A 21252-nucleotide genomic window follows, 5' to 3' on the forward strand; every position below is an offset into this window, starting at 1 on the left:
AATCGGGAAATGGTACCAACATCCCCCGATTCACAATTCAATTAAAAAAAGCTACTAAATAACCTTTTAATCATAACAAAAATATGAAAAATGCAGGAAAGCATTACATCTTTGGTGTATTCAAATTTGATTTAAAAATGAAACTGACAACTTTGCTATTATTTGCATGCTTGTTTCAGATCAATGCCAGTACTTATTCCCAGAATACCAAATTAACATTAGATATTGAAAATGAAAGTATTGAATCGATACTGTTTAAAAAAATAGAACATGAAACCGATTTTAAATTCTTTTATGAAAATTCCACTTTGGACTTGGGCAAGAAAGTTACCTTCAAAATAAAAAAGAAACGCATTGAGGAAGTCTTGAAAATAATGTTTGAGAATACCAACATTGACTTCGATATTATTGACAAGCAAATCGTTCTAACGAAAAAGAACACGAAGCCAATTAAAAGATTGGAGCCTTCTTCTAGTATTAATCCCGGGAATGTAAAATGGCAGAATACTATAAAGGGTACGATCCAGGATCAAAGTGGTCAACCATTACCCGGTGCCAGTATTGTTGAAAAAGGAACCAGTCGTGGAACACAATCCGATTTTGATGGAAACTTCTCTTTAGAGGTGGCTTCGGGAGATGCAATCTTAGTGGCATCTTACATTGGGTTTGTTACAAAAGAAATCAAGGTTAACAATCAAACAATCATCAATATTGAATTAACAGAAGACGTTAGTTCTCTGGACGAAGTAGTATTGGTTGGGTATGGGACACAGAAAATTACAAGCGTTACTTCCGCGGTTTCATCCGTGGATGTTGAAGAATTAGGGAACGTTACTAGTTCCAATATCGCGGCAGCACTACAAGGGCGTACACCTGGTCTATATATACGTGATTCTGGGTACAATCAAGGTTTATCCGTATTGGTGAGAGGGGCGACAACAATAGGTAACAACGCTCCATTGTATATAGTTGATGGGGTGCCACAAGATTTACTTAGTGTAGATCCCAACGATATTGAGGCGATTTCTGTTTTAAAAGATGGCGCGGCTTCCGCTATATATGGATCTAGGGCAGCTGCAGGGGTGATTATAGTAAAGACCAAGACGGGCAGAAATAAAAAGGCTAGCTTTAATTTTGAGAGTTTTGTAAGTTTTAGTGATCTGACCACTACACAAAAGTCAGCCAATTCCATAGAGTCAGCTCGCATTATGAATGAGGCTTCTTTGAACTCCGGAGGACAGGAGTTATTTTCTCCAGAAGATTTTGCCAAATTCGAGTCCGGTACTGATCCCGCTTATCCCAATACGGATTGGAAAGAAGAATTTTTAAAGACGGAAGTTGCCAATAGATATTTTTTAAATGCTACAGGCGGCAATGAAAAGTCTTCCTATTATTTTTCATTAGGTTATAGGAATGCGGATGGAATCGTTAAAACTGGAATTGACAGAAAGCAATACAATTTAAGAACTAACCTAAAGACACAACTTAGACATAATATCGATTTGGATATAAATTTGAGTTATAATATTTCAAATAATACAGCTCCAAATGTCAACGCCGGTATAGATAATATCTACCAGCATATGAATGGTACTGCTCCTTTTTTACCAGTAAGAAATGCTGATGGGGATTTCCAATTCTTTAATGAGGCTGGTGCTTATGGAAGGGGATTTTGGAATGTATTGTGGGAATTGGAGGCTGGAACGGCCAATACGAAAAACAAAGCTTTCACTGCCAATACTAATTTTACTTGGGAACTTGTGGAAGGTTTAAAGGTTATAGGGCGCTACTCGTTAATTTCTGGTACTAGCAGATCTGTTTCCAGTATATATAAAAGATCGACAACAGGAGGGCCTACCTGGTTTTCAGATGTGAACAGTTTAGGACAGACCTGGAGAGATAATAATCAATATAATGCTCAAACCTTTGTTAGTTTTGATAAAGTATTTAATAAGCATAATTTGGGGATTCTTGCAGGTTGGGATGTGCAGTTCAATAAGGACTCCTTTATCAGCGCAGGAAGAAGAAACTTTCAATTTGACAATTTGCTAACAGAGTTTAGCGCACCTAATTCTGGGGATAATGATGATATAACAGAATTGAGCAGTAATACTGGTGAGAGCGCTTTGCAATCTGGTGTAGGAAGAATTAATTACAATTTTGATGAAAAGTATTTTCTGGAACTAACGGGTAGGTATGATGGTTCATCGATTTTTGCCCCGGAAAACCGATATGGTTTTTTTCCTTCCGCATCGGCCGGTTGGATGATCAGTAAAGAAGATTTTTTTAATACTTCGGCATTGGATCAGCTTAAATTGAGGATTTCTTATGGGACTACGGGTAACAATAGGGTATCCGGAAGTTATTTTTCTAATATTTCATTTGGTAATTATTACTTTGGGATGGGGGATATTGTTGAGCCTACGGCTGCTGAAGGTGGTGTTCCTTTTAGAAATTTGAAATGGGAGACGACTAGTACAGCGAACATAGGTCTTGACTTTTCCGTGCAAAATGGCTTGTTGTCAGGTTCATTTGATTACTATATCAAAGACACTGAGGATATTTTATTGCCAAGTCCGGTTCCGGGAACTGTCGGGACGGCTAGAAGCGGCCCGGCAATTAATGCAGGGAATGTTCAGAACAAAGGGTTGGAGTTGGTTTTAAGTCATAGAAACACGCTGTCAAATGGATTGACTTATGGAGTTTCGGTTAATGGAACTTATAACACAAATAAGATAACTGAATTGACAGATGCCTTTTCGGAGTTTGACACCAATTATAGAGTTGGGGATGCCTTGGGCACAGTCTATGGGTATATAGCGGATGGTATATTGTCTACCCAAGGAGAGGTCGATGAGTATAAGGCAAGGATTACCTCTGGGGTTGCTCCTAATACTACCATGGGGGACATTCGCTATGTGGATCAAAATGGTGATGGTGTTTTGAATTTCGAGGACAATGTGGCTATTGCGGAAACACTTCCTAAAATTACCTATGGGATTAATTTGAATGCCGAGTGGAAGAATTTCGATATACAAATGTTCTTCCAAGGTACAGGTAAATCGAAAGATTATAGATCCAATGATTTATTTGGTAATTCCGGGTGGATTCCGGAAGAAGCAAACGACGCTTGGAGTTCCACTAATACTGATGGAACATATCCAAGGCTGCTACTTTTTGGACAACAAACCTATTTCCAAAACTTTTACACTAATTCGAGCTATTGGGCATTTAATTCTTCTTATATAAGATTGAAGAATTTGCAATTAGGATATACACTTCCAATAAATGACAATAAGTACATTCAAAGAGCTAGACTTTATTGTACAGGTACAAATTTATTAACGGTATCTGATTTTAGGCCTGGTTTCGACCCTGAATCCAATGGGTTGTCAATCCCGCCTTTAAAGTCCATTGCACTGGGAGTAAATATTAATTTCTAAAAAAAAATAATATGAAAAATTACATTAAATCTATATACGTATTAATTTTTGCATTTGGAGCTCTTCATAGTTGTACAGAAGATGACATAACCAAGCTACCCGTTACAGCACTGTCCGAAGATGCTTTTTGGAACAGTGAAGATGAGGTACGGCAGGCTGCCAATGCACTTTATGGGTCATTATCCAATGTGGGGCAAATAGAATGGGATGCATTAACCGAGATATTGTTCAGTCAAAGTGGAGCTTCCGTGGAAATTTCTACAGGGGGCATCAATCCGGGGTCCAGTTTGGTCAATAGTTTATGGACGGGTCAATATGCAACCATAAGGGATGCCAATTGGTTTATGGAGAATGTCGGAAAAGCTGGTTTGTCCGATACGGCATTAGCGCAATATCTAGGGCAAGTAAGATTTTTTAGGGCTTGGGCTCATTATAAGTTGATGTATCAGTTTGGGGATATTCCTGTTGTCACTAAATTGTTGGCTATCAATGAAGGGCAAGTGGAGCCCACTTCAAGAGATGCGGTACTTGATTTTGTGCTGTCAGAACTTGATCAAAGTTTAGTAGAATTGTCCTCATCAAACTATAATCCAGAATATGGAAGGATTACAAAATGGGCGGTAATGGCCTTAAAATCAAGGATTCTACTTTATGAGGGGACTTTGGCATCAGATAATTCTATGTTGACCGAAAGCGCTGATTTAGCTAGTGTGATAATGTCTGGTGGTTTTGGTTTACATGAAAGTTACACAGAATTGTTTAGACCGGAAGGAGAAGGAAGTTCAGAAATCATACTCGCCCGGGTAAATGCCGATCTTGAGGGGCGTTATCATTCCTTAGGTCAGTGGCTTGGACCCATTAGTTTTCATGCATCTTGGACCACTTATTCTCCTACAAAGGCCCTTGTAGAAAGATATCCAGATATAAACGGAGAGGATATTTCAACGAGTCCCTTGTATGATTCGGATATGCCATTCATAAATAGAGATCCGCGATTGAACCAGACTATTTTTAATTGGAATGAAGAAGTGGACTACGAAGGGTCTATGTTCGTTAATAATGGCACTTGGCTTAATTTTAGAAAATGGATCGATCCGGCAGAAACAGCTGAGCAAAGAAGCCATATCGACTTTATAGTTTTCAGACTGGGGGAAGTATATCTTAATTACGTCGAAGCCATGAACGAGGTCAATGGTCCATCCCAAGATCTGCTGGACCTAATAAATGGGTTAAGAACTAGAGGAGGAAAAGGAGCCGCAGCAGATGGGTCCGATATTATTGTTCCTCCTATTGCACTTGCAGGTCTTACTAAAGAAACCTTTCGGGATATAATACGTAGGGAAAGGATTATTGAATTGGCGGCAGAGGGAATTCTTTATTATGACTACCATAGGTGGAAATTGTTGGATGAAACCATGAATGAACCAGCAGTTGGAATTGTGCCACTGGAGGACCGGACATTTACAGCTCCTAGGGATTACGTCTGGCCAATTCCTGATTTTGAATTGATCAACAACCCCAAATTAAAGCAAAATACAGGTTATTAACTGAATTATTTAAGATTATAGGAATTCCCCGCTCCAAAGAGTTAGTTGATTAGTTAGTTTGAGGGCGGGGTTTCTTTAATCAAAATATTCTTATGATTATTAAATTAATTAATGTTCAGAATAATTAATTATCAGTAAAAGCTCGATAAGAATAATTAGTGCATGCATTTAAAATTTATTTATCCACGTTGGGGAAGTTCGGAACTTGATTGGCCTGCTTTCTTAGGTAAAGTGAAAGAAGCTGGCTACCACGGTGTGGAAATGGACCTGCCTATTAACCTTCTGCAGAAAAAAAAAATTTGCTGTCTGTTAAAGGATTTCGAATTGGATTTTGTTGCCCAACATTGGGAAACCAAGGAAGTCAATTTTACAAAACATCAGGATAACCTAAAAAGACATTTGTATAACCTAGCCGAAGCCAAGCCCTTATTGATTAACTCTCATACAGGGATGGATTTTTATAGTTACGCCCAAAATGCCAAATTATTGGAAATGGCTCATTCAATTGAAGAGGAGACAGGAGTTGCTATTACACATGAAACTCATCGTTCCCGATTCTCATTTGCAGCTCACACTTGTCTGCCCTATTTGGAGGAATACCCCTTTATAAAACTGACTTCGGACTTTTCACATTGGTGTTGTGTTGCAGAATCTATGTTGGAAAATCAAACAATAGCTATCCAAAAGGCAATTAAGCATACCTACCATATCCATGCTCGGGTAGGTTCCGCGCAAACTCCGCAAGTAATCGATCCAAGGGATGAAAATAATAAAAATGAACTGGATTTGTTCCTAAAATGGTGGGGGGACATGTTGAAAAATGCCATAGCGACTGAACGTGAATATATGACCATTGTACCTGAATACGGCCCTCATCCCTATTCGTTGTATTATCCCAATACTAAATCACCAATGCGGAACCAGTGGGAAATTAACAATTTTGTACGTAAGGAAATTCTAGGGCACTGCTGTTACATTTACCAAACACTCAATAGCTAAAATTTAAATGATTATCTAGATGTTAAGATTATATATTACTTCGATTCTTCTTATGATAGGTTCTTGTAACTTAAATAGTTGCCAAAGTCCTGAAGAATCGGCGGCCCAAGATGTACTTAATAGAGTTTTAGGAAAGGAAGAAGCTTCAAAGTTTATCTTTAATTACACAGAGAACGACACCTTGGATACCTATGTTGTACAAGTGGAAAACAATAAGGTTATAGTAAGTGCCAATGCATCTACAGCATTGACCAGAGGAGCTTATGATTACTTGAAATATGCCACCAATTCCATGATAAGTTGGTCTGGCGAAAATATAAATATTCCTGCGGAATTGCCTGAAATAGAAAGGACAAATACTTCTCCATACAAGAATAGATATTATATGAATGTTTGTGCTTTCGGTTATACTACGCCGTACTGGAATTGGGAAAGGTGGGAAAAGGAAATTGATTGGATGGCCTTACGAGGAATGAACTTCCCTTTGGCGTTGGTAGCCAATGAAGCAATCGCTACACGCGTATGGAAAAAATTAGGGTTAACACAGGACGAAATTAATGAGTTTTATACGGCTCCATCACTATTGCCATGGCAACGTATGGGAAATATAAATGGTCTTGGTGGTGAATTGTTGACGGAAGAATGGCGTAATGGTCAAATAGCACTTCAGCACAAAATATTAAATAGGATGAAAGAACTTTCCATGAATCCTATCCTGCCGGCCTTTGCTGGTTTTGTGCCTAAGGGTATTAGTAGACTATATTCCGAAAATGAGCTTTTACCAGTAAGTTGGGGTGGTTTTCCGGAAAAGTATAAAGCCTACCTCATTAGTCCGAAAACACCCTTATTTGAAAAGATAGGAAAGCTTTTTATTGAGGAGTGGGAAAGTGAATTTGGAAAAGGCAAATACTATCTAGCCGACAGTTTCAATGAAATGGACCTTCCAAAAACGGATAGACCGGTAACCGAACTTTTAGCTGATTATGGAAGTTCTATCTATGAGTCACTTAAATCAGGAAACACGGATGCCGTTTGGGTAGTACAGGGATGGATGTTCACATACCAAAGAAATATCTGGAACAAGGAAACAGCCAATGCACTTTTCAGTAAAATTCCTGATGACAAATTGATGATTCTCGATTATGCTTATGAGTATAACGGTATAGCTTATAAAAACGGTTTTAACTATGAAGTATTCGAAGGATATAATAACAAACCTTGGGTTTATGGTTTTATGCTAAATAGCGGGGGCAAAACCGGCCATACAGGTGTTCATGATTATTATGCCACAAACCCAATTGAACTTTTAAGATCCCCATATAATAAGAGTAATTCCGGTTTCGGTTTTGCCCCTGAGGGTATCGAAAATAACGAAGTTACCTTCGAACTAGTGTCCGATATGGCATGGACAACAGAGGCCATCGATTTGGATAAATGGTATAATGATTATTCCAAGGCCCGCTACGGAGCCTGTCCGACAGCAATGGCAGAAGCATGGCAGCTACTTAGAAAAACCAGTTACGGAACTATGACGGATCATCCACGCTTTGGGTTTCAAGGAGATAGTGGCTCGTGGTCTATAGGTACCATAAACAAAGATGCCCGTATTTTTGATGCTATAGAAAAATTCCTTTCCTGTTCGGACGAATTGAAGGATTCCGAACTTTATAAAGCCGATGCTCTTGAGTTTTCAGCAACTGTTTTATGCCATAAGGCTGAAGACTGGTTTGGTTATGCATATAATGCGCATCAAAATTTAGACTTTGAAACTCGGGATATGGCTGGTGAATGGGCCTTACAATTACTAACTGATGCGGATAGATTGTTAGAAAACCATCCGACATTAAATTTACAAAGGTGGATCGACTTTGCCAGAGCAACAAGTAAGGATACAAAGCAGCAGGATAAGTATGAGGAGGATGCAAGAAGAATACTGACGGTATGGGGTCCACCTAAATTAAAATTAGGTGTTAATGATTATGCCGCTAGAATGTGGGGAGGTCTTATCCGTGATTATTATCGTGAAAGAATGGCAGGTAAATTGGAAAGTTTACGATTAAACGAAACATATGATAATAGAGCGTTTGAAGATGCTTGGGTAAAGAAAAAAGGGGTTAGTAAAATAGATCCTTTTGAAGATCCATTGGAAACGGCTAGACAGTTGGTGAAACAAGCTATTGAACGACCTATTCCCATAATAGTGAAAGAAGATGATATTGTTGTGGGTGACTGGTCTTCAAGGGATAATTCCATGGAATGGCCCATTAAAAGAGTGCATTTGCCTAAAATTAAAGAAATTAAATTCATTTATACCAGTGGGAAGTCGGCTGTGAATATAAAAGAGGTAACGTTGATTGCCGATGGTAAGCCGATATATAAAAGCTCACATGAAAGTCTTCTGAATAAAGCGAATTCTATCGGTATATATTCCCTGGAGATGCCAGAAGGAGTTAGAGCAAATAACGGTGCATCCCTGAAAGTAACAATAGATGGAAATCAGGGTGAATCACAAGCCAAAGGGAAAGTGATTTTAATTCTTGAAGAATAAAACAACAGTGGTATCGGCAATTGCCAGGCAGGAATATTGTTTATAGTAACAAATAAAAGCGATTATGAAATTAATATCTACACAGCAAAAAACTTTTTTCGAGGACGAGGGATATCTGGTCATTGAAAATTTATTGAATGAGGCAGAGGTAACTTACTATAGTAACCTCTATAATTCATTTTTGGACAATAGAATCGATGCCTCTAATTACCGGTCCGATCTATCGGGATCAGATGATACTACTAAGGAAAACATCACGCAAATTATGGTTCCCAGTAAGTTGGTTCCGGAACTTTTGGAAAAGGTACTGCATATTAAGACCTTAAAAATGGCCCAAGAACTGATGGGCGATGATATAGCACTGGACTTTGATATGCTAATCAATAAAGCCCCAAATACCAATACTATAACCCCATGGCATCAAGATGCAGCCTATTGGATCGATATGCCCGATAAACGCGCAGCAAGCTGCTGGGTAGCCATTGATCATGCCTATAAGGAGAACGGCTGTATGTGGTACACCCCAAAATCTCACCTCTCCGAAGTGTTGCAACATGAGCAGACGGGCAACAAAGGAGCACTTAGATGCGAGGGGAGCGAGGAAAATTCCATGTGTATAGAATTGACTCCCGGATCATGTGTTTTTCACCATGGAGGTACGTTACATTACAGTAGGGGTAATTCTACGGACAATAACAGGCGTGCCATTATCACGAATTTCCGGCCAACGGCGATGATAGCTTTGGAACGTTCTAAAGGGGTAGATCATACAGGGGAAAGAAAAGTTAAGCAATGAACCTTCAATTGTTTTATTCTATCTACATGAAATTTCAAATACCAATCTTATAAATGAAAAATATAATGGGTTTAATTCCTATTCATTCCAGACAATTAATGTTTATTATCCTTATTAATGCATTTTGTTTTTTAGGCTACTCTCAGTCTGAAGTATCATATAGCATTGCCGAAATCCCATGGGAGGCAGGTCTGGGAAATCATAGAGCCATATTCGAAGTGCCCAAGAAAGCGGAAGCTGTTAAACTGAAATTTAATTGGAGGCGCCATGACGAATCAATCGAGAAGCGAAGGTTTATCATAGTCAATGCCAAAACAGGGGATACCATTGAAAATATTCATCGATTAGAAGTTAATAACGAAAAATGTGACTTGGTATTTGGTCCAGCAGAAAAGGGGGATTACTACTTTTATTACCTGCCTTTTAAACCAGATCTGGAATGGGGGTATTATAGGTACGGATACCTTGATCAGGAAAAATCACCTGATCCCCAGTGGGTCGCAGATAATAGGCTTGGTAATGAAAGAATACTACGCAGGTTGCCTAAGGCCACTTGTTTAGAATTACAGGCGAGAACGGAATTTGATTCCTTCTACCCCATGGAGGTTGTAGCGACCCAAGAAGAATTAGAACGCTTTGTTAGTAAAGCAGAATCAGATTACATTGTTATTGGTGAGGATAGAAAAAATCCAATCAAAATGCGGGATTACCTGCCTTTGAAGTGGATAAAGAATGGAATTGGACACCATTTTGAAGGAAGTGCTAAAAGGCATGAATACTATACTTTTCAGATAGGTGTCTACGCTGCCAAAAAGGCGGTGAATAATATTGAATTGGAATTCTCTAGCCTGAAATCGTCTAGTGGAAACCTGTTTCCGGAAAGTGTTTTTACTTGTTTTAATACCCATGGAGTAGATCCTTATGGAAACCCCTTTACAAAGCAAGTTGATGTAGCTAAGGGAAAGGTACAGCCATTATGGGTTGGGGTAGATATTCCAAAAGATACCAAGGCGGGTCGCTATACCGCGAATATAACGGTAAAAGCCGATGGTCAAATTGACCAAATCATCACTGTTGAATTAAATATAGATGATGAAATAATTGCTAATCGTGGTGATGATGAACCATGGAGACACTCTAGGTTACGCTGGTTAAATTCTACCATTGGGATCGATGATGAGCCTACTGTTTCATATACACCCATTGGCACGGATATGAAAGACAATACCGTGAAGCTCTTGGGTAAAAATATCGAATACGGTGACGGTGGGCTACCGACCGCCATAAAGGCTTGGGACACGGAAATATTAGCCGGTCCTATTAAGTTTGTTTTGGATGGGGAGCATATTAAGAATGAAAAACGATTATCCAAAATCAGCAAATCGGGAGTAGCGGTAAATAAATATTCATCGAATACCCAGCATTTTGATATTCAAACAGAATCCACTTTAGAATTTGATGGGCATATTAATTATAAGATAAAATTACTTGCCAAATCGGATGTTAACCTAGAAGACATTAAATTACAGATACCCTTTCAGTCCTCTGTAGCGGAGTATATGATGGGTATGGGATTACCGGGAACAAAAGTCCCTAGGCAACACCGAGCGAAATGGAGTGGGCCCCAAGATAGTTTTTGGGTAGGAAACACCTATGGAGGTTTGCATGTTGAGCTACGTGGAGGGGAGTACCATGGTCCATTATTAAATCTTTATAAGCCAGAACCGGCCAAAAGTTGGGATAATGATGGTAAGGGTGGATTCTCTATAGAGAAGAAAGAAGAAGAAACCATTGCTACCGTATTTACTGGAAAACGGACATTTACGAAAGGAGAGGAATTGGTTTTTGAACTATCTTTTTTGATTACACCCGTCAAGGAAGTAGACAGCAAGGCACAGTTTACAAATAGATATTACCATAACGGTTTGGCTCCCAAACCAAAAGAGGAAGAGATAACGGATGGGGTGAAAATCATCAATGTCCATCATGCCAATAAATACAATCCCTTCATCAATTATCCTTTTATCAACACTAAGGAAATGCGCGGTTTTGTGGATGAAATGCATGAGAAGGACCTTAAGGTGAAGATTTATTATACCATAAGGGAATTGTCCAACCACGCCACTGAAATATGGGCGTTGAGAAGTTTGGGCAACGAAATTCTTGGAACTGGAAAAGGTGGTGGATACCCTTGGTTGCAAGAGCATTTGGTCACCGATTATAATACACAATGGTATTCTCCATTAGAAAATGGTATTGATGCGTCAATAATAAATGCTCCAGGGGATTCACGTTGGTATAATTATTATTTGGAAGGTCTTTCTTGGTTGTTGCAAAATATGGATATAGACGGTTTATATCTGGATGATGTTACTTACGATAGACGAATCTTAAAAAGGATGCGCAAAATCTTGGACAGGGAGAAGCCCGGGTCTATGATCGATCTTCATTCCAATACTGGATTTTCTAAAGGCCCGGCCAACCAATATGCAGAGTTTTTCCCATATTTAGATAAATTGTGGTTCGGGGAATCATTTCATTATGATGCAATGCCCCCTGAAAATTGGCTAGTGGAAGTATCCGGTATCCCTTTCGGGCACATGGGCGATATGCTTCACGCAGGTGGCAACCCATGGCGCGGTATGGTCTATGGCATGACAGTTCGATATCCATGGTTCACAGAGGGTGTATCCTGCGACCCTCGAAATATTTGGAAGGTGTGGGACCGATTTGGGATTGCCGATGCCAAGATGATAGGTTATTGGGAGAAAAATACTGTGGTAAGCACCACCAATCCCGATGTAAAAGCCACAGCTTATATAAAAGATGGTAAGGTTTTAATATCGGTGGCAAGTTGGGCAAAAGAAACCGTAGATGTAAAGTTGAATATAGATTGGCAAGCTGTAGGGTTAGATAAAGGTAAGGTTCGAATTATCGCTCCTAAAATTGAAGATTTCCAACCCGAAAAAACATTTTCAAAAGATGAAGAATTTCCAATCGAGCCAACCAAAGGCTGGCTATTTATTGTTGAATAGTAAAACTAAGAGATGCTTAGAAAGATGCCATTAAATACAATTATAAATTGCCTATTGACTTTGGCCTTATTAACTTCCTGTACCGAAGACCGGCAAAGAACTGCTAAGCCCGACAGACTTCCCGATTACGAGCTGGAGTTTGATGGGTTGGCAACTACTTGGGATGAAGGAATACCATTGGGAAACGCCATTCTGGGAGCATTGGTATGGCAAAATGATGGAAAGCTTAGATTTTCACTTGATCGCTCGGACCTTTGGGATCTCCGTCCCATGGAAAATTTGAATTTTCTGGATTTCGACTTTAAGTGGGTGCATGATCAATGGAAAAACGAAACCTATAAAAATGTTCAAGATAAATATGATGCCCCTTATGATAACTCACCTGCGCCGTCCAAGATACCAGGTGGGGCAATAGAGTTTGATATCAGCGCGCTTGGGGAAATTAAGAACGTTAAGCTTAACCTAGCAACTGCTACTTGTACTGTTGAATGGAAAAATGGAACAATTCTAAAAACTTTTGTGCATGCCACAGAACCCATAGGTTGGTATCAATTTGAAAATTTAGCAACACCTATTCACCCAACTATTGTGCCTCCTCCATATTTCGATGCTAAGGAATCCACAGAGGTCGATCCCGTTAGTGGTCAAGACCTCAGGAGATTGGGGTATAAGGAAGGAACGGTTTTATATAAAGACAATTCCATAACCTATGATCAAACAGGGTGGGACGAGTTTAAATTTCAAGTGTATACGAAATGGGAGAACAGATTGGACTCTCTTGTGGGAAGTTGGAGTATTAGTTCCCGAAAAACAAATGATGAAACTGTAACACCAGCAACAGAAATAGTAGAGGATTCCTTTTTAAAGGATTTTGGAGATACAATGGAGACACATTTATCATGGTGGTATAGATTTTGGAATCGATCTAGTGTTTCTATTCCCGATACCATATTACAGAATCAGTGGTACATGGAAATGTACAAATTGGGATCTGCCGCCCGACAAGGGGCTGCGCCAATATCCTTACAGAGTGTTTGGACTGCCGATAATGGAAAACTTCCACCATGGAAAGGGGACTTTCATCATGACTTAAATACACAGCTTAGTTATTGGCCTACCTATTCTGGAAATCATTTGGATTTGGAACAGGGTTTTATAGATTGGCTAATTGAGTATAAACCTACGTTTAAGAAATTTACCAGACAATTTTACGGTACAAATGGTCTCAATGTGCCTGGGGTTACAACATTGACAGGGGAACCAATGGGAGGATGGATACAATATTCTTTTGGTCCAACGGTAGGGGCATGGCTGGGTCAGCATTTATATTGGCATTGGCGCTATAGTATGGATCGTGATTTTCTGAAAGAGGAAGCTTATCCCTGGATCAAGGAGGTGGCAGTACATTTCAATGAACTGTCCGTTTTAGGCGATGATGGCAAAAGAAAGCTCCCTTTGAGCTCAAGCCCGGAAATCCATAACAATTCGCGTGAAGCTTGGTTTGGAGAAATGACCAATTTTGATCTGTCACTTGTCAGATGGACGTATTTGCACGCGGCAGAACTTGCATTGGAGCTAGGCCTTAAGGAAGAAGCCCTAAAATGGAAGAACGATTTGAAAGCATGGCCGGATTATGCTGTGGATGATAGCGGACTTATGTTCTCACCTAATTTACCTTATCAGGAATCACACCGTCACTTTTCACATTTAATGGCCATTCATCCACTTGGATTAATAGACCCTTCCAATGGGGAGGAAGATATGGAGATAATTCAGAAAACCATTGAAAATTTAGAGGCTATAGGTAGTAGTCAATGGACAGGGTACTCTTTTAGTTGGTTGGGGAATATTAAGGCAAGGGCTCTGGACGGAGAAGGAGCGGCCGAGGCTCTTAAGGATTTTGCTACTTCGTTCGTACTTCCAAATAGTTTTCATGTAAATGGAGATCAATCGGGAACTGGAAAATCCAATTTTACCTATAGGCCTTTTACGTTAGAAGGGAATTTCGCCTTCGCAGCCGGTATACAAGAAATGCTAATTCAAAGTCATACCAGTGTGGTAAAGATCTTTCCGGCCATTCCCGAAAACTGGAAAAATGTGGGATTTGATCAACTAAGAACTGAAGGCGCTTTTTTGGTCTCAGCGCAAATGAAATCAGGTGAGGTTCAAAAAGTAGAGATCAAATCCCTAAAAGGTGGTACCCTAAAAGTTCAAAACCCCTTTACGGATAGCTTTGAAAGTTCTGCTAAACATCAAAAAGAAGGAAATATCTTGACTTTTGAAACAGAAGTTGACGATAATATAACTCTTATAAAAAAATAACCGCCATAGGTCAATATAATTAACTGTAAATTAATATGATATTCAGCAATTTAAAAAGAACGACATGTACTTTTCTTCTAACCATATTTGTTATTTTCCTAAATGCCGTATTTTCATTTGGGCAGGAATCGAAAGATCAGAAACTATGGTATAAACAACCGGCCAATTCCTGGATGAAGGAAGCCTTGCCTATTGGTAATGGGTACTTGGGGGCCATGCTTTTTGGAGGAGTAGAAGAGGAACATATCCAATTTAATGAAGAGACCCTTTGGACTGGGGGAAAGGGGGAGTGGAACGAATATAATGGTGGAAACAAGGAAGGTGCACATAAGCACTTACTCGAGGTTAGAAGACTGCTCGACCTGGGAAAATACGAAGAGGCGCACCAACTTGCGAACAGGGAACTCACGGGTGTAATCAAAGCAGATAAAGGAAATAGTGAATGGGAAGGTTATGGGGCGTATCAACCATTTGGAGATCTTTATGTACGACCTGAATCATCAGGAACAGTAAGTAACTACCGTAGGGAACTTAATATTGATAAAGGGGTTGCCAGCGTTGAATATATGAATGATGGTGTTCATCATAAACGGGAATACTTTGCTAATTACCCCAGTAGAACATTGGTTTTCCGTTTTCACAATGATAAGCCAGAAGGGATTGACTACGTCCTTAGACAAACAACCGAACATAAAAATGTGGACATGGCGTTCAAAGGTGGACAGCTTATAATGTCTGGGTATCTTGAAAACAATGGGATGGGATTTGAAAGTAGGCTAGTTGTAGAATCTGATGGAAAAATCCTTCCTTTTATTGATGGGAAATTGACTGTGAAAGCTGCCAATACCCTCACATTGTACCTAACCGCTTCTACCGATTATATAAATGAATATCCACATTATTCAGGTAGAAAGTATAAGGAGTTGAACAAAAAAACAATTGAGATAGTTTTATGTAAGGGGTACGACGTGCTTTTGTCGGAACATATAACGGATTATTCCAATTTATTTTCGCGAGTAAATTTCACTTTGGATGGTGCGGATAAAGATAATTTACCCACAGATGAAAGGCTGAGGCTGTACGCAAATGGGGAAGAGGATCACACCTTGGAAAGTTTGTACTTTCAATACGGGAGATACTTGCTTATCAGTAGTTCCCGTCCCGGGACCATGCCTGCTAATTTACAAGGAAAGTGGAACAATATGGGAAACCCTCCTTGGGCCAGTGATTACCACGCCAATATCAACATACAAATGATCTATTGGCCCGCGGAGGTCACCAATTTATCCGAATGCCATGAACCACTTATAGAATACATAGATAGGCTAAGGCCTCCAGGCCGTAAATCGGCTAAAGATTTTTTTAATGCTGATGGATGGATAGTCAATACCATGAACAATCCATTTGGCTATACCGCTCCAGGATGGGGATTTCCTTGGGGGTTTTTTCCGGGTGGTGCAGCTTGGTATGGCCGACATGTGTGGGAACATTACGAGTTTTCGGGAGACCGTAAGTATCTTAAAGTTAAAGGTTATCCTATAATGAAGGAGGCGGCCCAATTTTGGTTGGATTACCTTACGAAAGATAAAGACGGGTTTTTGGTTTCCTCTCCTTCATATTCTCCGGAACATGGTGGGATTTCCACTGGGGCCTATATGGACATCGAGATTGCTTGGGATATTTTCACTAACTCAATCAAGGCTTGTGAAGAGCTAGGAGTGGACAACCGATTTAAAGAAAAGTTGGCTGCCGCAAAATCAAAGCTATTACCATTAAAAATTGGAAAATGGGGGCAATTACAAGAATGGAAGGAAGACGTTGATGACCCTACAAATAAACATCGCCATGTGTCCCATCTGTACGCTTTATATCCGGGAACTCAAGTGAACACAGTTAGAACACCGGATTTGGTTGATGCTGCCAGAGTATCCCTAAATGCCAGAGGAGATGACGGTACAGGATGGTCCATTGGTTGGAAGATCAATTTTTGGGCACGCTTGTTAGATGGCGATCGTTCCTACAAACTGCTCAATAGAGCCATGCAGCTAACCCAGGTTGATGGTGTAAATATGGTAGATGGCGGAGGTGTATATAATAATCTATTTTCTACACATCCTCCTTTTCAGTTAGACGGGAATATGGGGGCTACGGCAGGAATGGCTGAAATGCTTTTACAATCGCATTCAGGAGAAATTCACATTTTACCTGCAGTCCCAAAAGCATGGCCCACAGGAAAGATTTCTGGCTTGAAAGCTCGTGGGGGAATAGAAGTGGATATTGAATGGTCGCATGGCAAACTAAACAAGCTAGTGTTAAAATCTGATCATAATCAAACTGTTAAAATTCGCTATCATAAGGAGGTAATTCGTTTTGATTTGAATGCTGGGAAGGTTTTAAACCTGGATGGCAGTCTGGGTAAATATTAATGACATTTGGATGTTCTAAATGAGTGTATTCAGAATATCTTATTCGATTTCTATAGTCTCCAGAGTATTATTAAATGTAAGTGAAATAACAAAGTCACAAAGAGCGTGTAATAGCGCTACATAAATTGACATTTATAAGGAGTTAACTATCACAATAACATGAAATTTTTGAATTTACTTTTTTTTATACTTTTTATAATGCAGGCCTTATATTCCCAAAAAGCAACTGTTCGGGAAGAAAATTTGAACATGAAAACCTATATGTTTGGAGACCCCGATCCTGTGGCCAATATTAACCGTATCTATCCCTATTTTCGTTTTGACGGTTATACGGACCAAGGGGAGTATCGTGATTGGAAAATGGTGGTGTTGGAGAATGACCATATCAAAGTCTATGTATCCCCGGAAGTAGGGGGGAAGATATGGGGAGCCATAGAAAAATCCACTGGAAAGGAATTCATGTATTTTAACGAGGTAGTAAAATTCAGGGATGTAGCTATGCGTGGAGCATGGACCTCTGGTGGATTGGAATACAATTTTGGGGATATCGGACATATCCCCACCTGTGCCACCCCCGTGGATTACGCGTTAAAGGAATATCCTGATGGAAGTGTATCCTGTGTGGTCGGTGCACTGGACCTGCCCTCCAGGACCAAATGGAACGTGGAAATAAAACTGCACCCGGACAGGGCCTATTTTGAAACCACCGCCACATGGGCAAACACCAGCGAGGTTCCGGTAACGTATTACCATTGGATGAATGCCGCGGCCAAAGCAGATGGTAATCTGGAGTTTATCTACCCCGGTAACAAAAGGATAGGTCATGGAGGAGAATTGGGGGATTGGCCCCTAGATTCTGGCAGGGATATTTCAAAATATGAAAACAACGATTTTGGAATCTACAAGTCGTACCATATAATAGATAATTATGCGGACTATTTTGGTGGTTACTGGCACGAAGATGATTTTGGGTTCGGGCATTATGCCAATTATGAGGAGAAGCCCGGTAAGAAGATTTGGATATGGGGATTGTCCGATCAAGGGATGATATGGGAAGACCTGCTGACCGATTCCAATGGACAATATATAGAATATCAGTCCGGAAAACTCTTTAACCAAGCCGCCAACAGCAGCACCTTTACACCATTCAAGCATAGCGAATTTATGCCCTATGATGTGGATATAGCCAAGGAACTATGGTTTCCCCTTAAAGGGATCAAAGGGATGGTGGCAGCCTCTGAATATGGGGTGCTTAATGTGATGAGAAAGGGAACAAGTGTTGAAATTCGCTTAAGTGCCCTTCAGCCCTTGGACACTTATATGGAAGTCCGTACAGGAGCTAAAGCGCATTTTAAAAGGGATCTGCAGCTAAGCACGCTAGACCTTTATTCAGAGACCTTGACCATTGAAGAGGATCAGGAAATCCAAGTGGTTCTGGGAAATAATCTATTGACCTACAATTCCGATGAAGCTTTGGCTCTTCTAGATCGTCCGTATAAATCGGAAACAGCATTCGATTGGGAATCTGCCTATGGACTGTATGTAAAGGGATTGGAACTGGAAAAACAACGGAGGTATGCCGAAGCCCATGAAACTTATTTGAAAAGCTATGAAAAAGAAGCTACCCATGTCCCTACCTTGAGCAGATTGGGATTGAGTTACTACCGATCGGAAGATTGGCCAATGGCATTGGAATTCTCCAAAAAGGCCTTGGCAGTAGATACCTATGACGGTTTGGCGAATTACCTATACGGACTTGCCAATATATCTTTGGGCAACCATGCAGATGCCAAAAGCGGATTTTCCATCGCCACACAATCAGTAGCATTGAGAACGGCCTCCTATACAGAATTGGCAAAACTTTTATTGAAAGAAGGGCAACATGCCAAAGCGCTGGAATATACGCAAAAGGCGTTAACCTATAATGCCAATACCATTTCCGCATTGGAACTTCGGGCCATATTGTTCCGGAAAATGGACAATGAAGAAGGTGGGAGAAGAGTACTGGCCAAGATCTATGAGAACGATGCCACCAATTTATTCCATGCTTTCGAAAATTACTTTTTGGGAGCTTTGACCAAGAAAGAAGTTCAGGCAAAGATCACCAACGAACTGCCATATGAATCCTATTTAGAGGCAGCATTGCAATATATGTCCTATGGGGCACATAAGGATGCATTACAAATACTTAAAATGTCGCCCCAACATCCAATTGTAGCCTTGTTCATTGCCCATTTGGCCAGCGAAGATCAGCAAAACCTATTGGAAGAGGTGCTAGCTATGGATGCGGATTTGGTATTTCCCCATAGAACTGAGACCGGTAAGGTATTAAGGAGCTTCTTAAAGAAAGACAGTCATTGGAAATTAAAGTATTACCTGGCATTACAGCAATGGAGCAAGGGGAATATAGAAGTGGCCAAGAAACTGCTTATGGAATGTGGCAATGAACCAGATTATGTTCCTTTTTATTTGGCAAAGATCAAATTGTACACTGATAGTGCGTCTACTAGACTTGAAGCCCTAGAACGTGCAGTTGATTTAGAAAAGGAAAATTGGCGGGTGCAGCTTGCATGGATAGAACGTTACATGGAAGCAGATCAATGGAAGGACGCTAAAAAACTGACAAAAAAGGCCTTGTCCATATATCCCGAGAAGGCGGTATTGGGAATGCGTTATGCAAAAATTCTTTTAGAATTAAAGGAGTATAAGGCGGCCCTTCATTTTCTTGAAAACTTTAATGTACTGCCTTTTGAAGGGGCGACGGAGGGGAGGACGGTCTACCATGAGACCTGTGTGCGCTTAGCAATGCAGGCTTTGATGGCCAATGACTACGATGAGGCTATTCTTTACGCTAAGAAAGCTAAATTATGGCCTAAAAACCTGGGGGTCGGGAAACATTACGATGTGGACGAGCGACTGGATAATTATCTTTTGGCCCTGGCCTATAAGAAGAAAGGAGAGCCGGAAGAGGCTGAAAAGTATTTTGAAAGGATTATGTCACATCAAACTCCGGATTACCTAAATGAAAGCTCAAAATTGTACTACCAGTTAATAGTACTTGAGAAGTATAAAAGGAAAGATGAAATCCAACAATTATTACAAAAGATATCCAAAGAACTTGGGGATAACAAATATTTGGAATGGGCAGTTGCCCGATACAAGGATGGTGATCACGAAGCTGTAAAGAACGCTATACTAAGTTCGAATGAAAAGGTACATGCCTATGATACCAAATTTGTAGATGAGGAGTTTAAGCTTGTTTCGGAGGTACTTGAAACTTTAACTAATGTAGGGAACAATAAGAGGTAGATAGATATTTATTTAAAATGAAATTTAAAACTTGTTATTGAACAATTTCTTATCAGTAGAGAATATTGTCCAGGCCCATTTGTTTCAAAATTAAATTAGTCTAGAAAAGAATGATTTATGGGGGCAGTTTTACTCCCAGTCGACATTAAGCTAATTATTGTTAACATTATAAGAGTTCAATGTTTAGTGCATGAAAATTGTCAATTTATTTTATTAGGGGCTTAATGCGAATCTCCGCCCATTGCCCTCCATTACATTTCGACCAAAGCGCATCGTAAAAAAGTCTTGGACACAAGCCGTTTTTGAAAAAGAAAACGGCTTAAGTCCGCTTCAGTTTTTCAACAGTTTTTTTTTTCAACTGCCTATTTTTTATAAAAATTTAATATCATACCAAATGAAGGCAAATGTCAACAAATGCTATTAACGCACTGACAGTCAGTTAATTACGTATTTTAAGGCCATTTGGCGACTTAATTAGGAGCTAAATGAACTCTACTATTAACCACTGGTGAAAAGCGTTAAAATCATGCTTAAAATCCCAAAAAAGGCTATGTATATATATAAGATTTAAATGAAAATTCAATATTGGGGCAGTGGGCGTTTTTAAAAAAAATGCCCAACCATTTATATAAGTTTTATTTTGTTTATTAATGTTTTATATAGTTTATATATGGTACCACTACTTGTCCATTGCTTGTCCTCGTTTTGGGATGGTGTGGGTATACAACTTGTCCAACACTTGTCCCATTGCTTGTTCTGGATTTGGTTATGTGGTTAGTGCTCTTGTCAAAATCAATCAAAAGACATCAAATGGTAAGTTAGGTTAT

Annotated in this window: 9 protein-coding genes; all 9 read left to right on the forward strand. The window is 39.8% G+C overall.

Annotated elements, in window-relative coordinates:
* The first annotated feature begins 137 nt into the window (after positions 1-137).
* Positions 138-3443 carry a SusC/RagA family TonB-linked outer membrane protein gene (locus H4O18_RS13930; RefSeq protein ID WP_187585601.1) on the forward strand — a complete coding sequence of 1102 codons (3306 nt, stop codon included), beginning with the start codon at positions 138-140 and terminating at the stop codon, positions 3441-3443.
* Positions 3444-3454: 11 nt separating this feature from the next.
* Complete coding sequence (locus tag H4O18_RS13935; protein ID WP_187585603.1) at positions 3455-4990, forward strand: RagB/SusD family nutrient uptake outer membrane protein; 1536 nt, start codon at positions 3455-3457, stop codon at positions 4988-4990.
* A gap of 162 nt (positions 4991-5152) precedes the next feature.
* Positions 5153-5989, forward strand: coding sequence for a sugar phosphate isomerase/epimerase family protein (locus H4O18_RS13940; RefSeq protein WP_187585605.1), 837 nt, complete (start codon positions 5153-5155; stop codon positions 5987-5989).
* A gap of 19 nt (positions 5990-6008) precedes the next feature.
* Positions 6009-8537: an alpha-N-acetylglucosaminidase gene (locus H4O18_RS13945; RefSeq protein WP_187585607.1), complete on the forward strand. Its 2529-nt coding sequence runs from the start codon at positions 6009-6011 to the stop codon at positions 8535-8537.
* A gap of 64 nt (positions 8538-8601) precedes the next feature.
* On the forward strand, positions 8602-9333 hold the full coding sequence (locus tag H4O18_RS13950; protein WP_187585609.1) for a phytanoyl-CoA dioxygenase family protein: 732 nt from the start codon (positions 8602-8604) through the stop codon (positions 9331-9333).
* Positions 9334-9386: 53 nt separating this feature from the next.
* A complete protein-coding gene (locus tag H4O18_RS13955) occupies positions 9387-12368 on the forward strand; it encodes a glycoside hydrolase domain-containing protein (RefSeq protein ID WP_187585611.1) in 2982 nt (993 codons plus the stop codon).
* A 12-nt stretch (positions 12369-12380) separates the two neighbouring features.
* Complete coding sequence (locus tag H4O18_RS13960; protein ID WP_222942417.1) at positions 12381-14690, forward strand: glycoside hydrolase family 95 protein; 2310 nt, start codon at positions 12381-12383, stop codon at positions 14688-14690.
* Positions 14691-14725: 35 nt separating this feature from the next.
* Positions 14726-17116 carry a glycoside hydrolase family 95 protein gene (locus H4O18_RS13965; RefSeq protein ID WP_187585613.1) on the forward strand — a complete coding sequence of 797 codons (2391 nt, stop codon included), beginning with the start codon at positions 14726-14728 and terminating at the stop codon, positions 17114-17116.
* 159 nt (positions 17117-17275) lie between these two features.
* The gene (locus H4O18_RS13970; protein ID WP_222942418.1) at positions 17276-20425 is read left to right on the forward strand and encodes a DUF5107 domain-containing protein; all 3150 of its coding nucleotides are present in this window, start codon (positions 17276-17278) and stop codon (positions 20423-20425) included.
* Positions 20426-21252: the final 827 nt, after the last annotated feature.

Source organism: Arenibacter arenosicollis, from assembly GCF_014397245.1.
In the GTDB taxonomy this organism is placed as follows: Bacteria; Bacteroidota; Bacteroidia; order Flavobacteriales; family Flavobacteriaceae; genus Arenibacter; species Arenibacter arenosicollis.

Bases quoted from the DNA above. Each gene is read 5' to 3' on its own strand.
- H4O18_RS13950 (WP_187585609.1), top strand. From the start codon at position 8,602: ATGAAATTAATATCTACACAGCAAAAAACTTTTTTCGAGGACGAGGGA.
- H4O18_RS13960 (WP_222942417.1), top strand. From the start codon at position 12,381: ATGCTTAGAAAGATGCCATTAAATACAATTATAAATTGCCTATTGACT.
- H4O18_RS13935 (WP_187585603.1), top strand. From the start codon at position 3,455: ATGAAAAATTACATTAAATCTATATACGTATTAATTTTTGCATTTGGA.
- H4O18_RS13965 (WP_187585613.1), top strand. From the start codon at position 14,726: ATGATATTCAGCAATTTAAAAAGAACGACATGTACTTTTCTTCTAACC.
- H4O18_RS13940 (WP_187585605.1), top strand. From the start codon at position 5,153: ATGCATTTAAAATTTATTTATCCACGTTGGGGAAGTTCGGAACTTGAT.
- H4O18_RS13970 (WP_222942418.1), top strand. From the start codon at position 17,276: ATGAAATTTTTGAATTTACTTTTTTTTATACTTTTTATAATGCAGGCC.
- H4O18_RS13930 (WP_187585601.1), top strand. From the start codon at position 138: ATGAAACTGACAACTTTGCTATTATTTGCATGCTTGTTTCAGATCAAT.
- H4O18_RS13945 (WP_187585607.1), top strand. From the start codon at position 6,009: ATGTTAAGATTATATATTACTTCGATTCTTCTTATGATAGGTTCTTGT.
- H4O18_RS13955 (WP_187585611.1), top strand. From the start codon at position 9,387: ATGAAAAATATAATGGGTTTAATTCCTATTCATTCCAGACAATTAATG.